General features: G+C 48.5%; 2 tRNA genes and 1 rRNA gene. All 3 read right to left on the bottom strand.

Annotated features, from left to right (window positions below):
• Nucleotides 1-289: 289 nt before the first annotated feature.
• A tRNA-Ala gene (locus NC797_RS18330) sits at nucleotides 290-365 on the bottom strand.
• 9 nt (nucleotides 366-374) lie between these two features.
• Nucleotides 375-451: transfer RNA gene (locus NC797_RS18325), tRNA-Ile, on the bottom strand.
• Nucleotides 452-526: 75 nt separating this feature from the next.
• A 16S ribosomal RNA gene (locus tag NC797_RS18320) occupies nucleotides 527-643 on the bottom strand; the annotation flags it as partial.

The following is a 643-nucleotide window of genomic DNA, read 5'->3' as shown; positions in this document are numbered from 1 at the left end:
GACATATCGGTGTTTGTCCCGTCCTTCTTCGGCTCCTAGTGCCAAGGCATCCACCGTGCGCCCTTCTTCACTTAACTATATTGCTTGTGAAAAAGTTTGTTTCAATGTTCATTGATGTCTTGTCATTAGTCTAGTTCCGGCTCCTAATAGCTATTGTATAGGCAATCCATCATTCCGCACTCAAAATTCGGAGTACTACATGCTGGCTTATCCTATCCCTACGCTATTGTACAGTCGCCTTCACTTCCTAATTATTCTTATCTAGTTTTCAAGGTACACTTTTTTGGATTGGTGGAGCCTAGCGGGATCGAACCGCTGACCTCCTGCGTGCAAAGCAGGCGCTCTCCCAGCTGAGCTAAGGCCCCGTTCATAGATGGTGGGCCTGAGTGGACTTGAACCACCGACCTCACGCTTATCAGGCGTGCGCTCTAACCGACTGAGCTACAGGCCCATCTATTTTGGGGGATTATTTTAATCCCTCAAAACTGAACCAAACAACCAAGTAATGTTCCTATAATATCCTTAGAAAGGAGGTGATCCAGCCGCACCTTCCGATACGGCTACCTTGTTACGACTTCACCCCAATCATTGGCCCCACCTTCGGCGGCTGGCTCCAAAAGGTTACCTCACCGACTTCGGGTGT

It is taken from the genome of Terrihalobacillus insolitus (assembly GCF_028416575.1).
GTDB classification, from domain to species: domain Bacteria; phylum Bacillota; class Bacilli; order Bacillales; family Amphibacillaceae; genus Terrihalobacillus; species Terrihalobacillus insolitus.
This window is presented reverse-complemented; position numbering and strand designations above follow the sequence as displayed.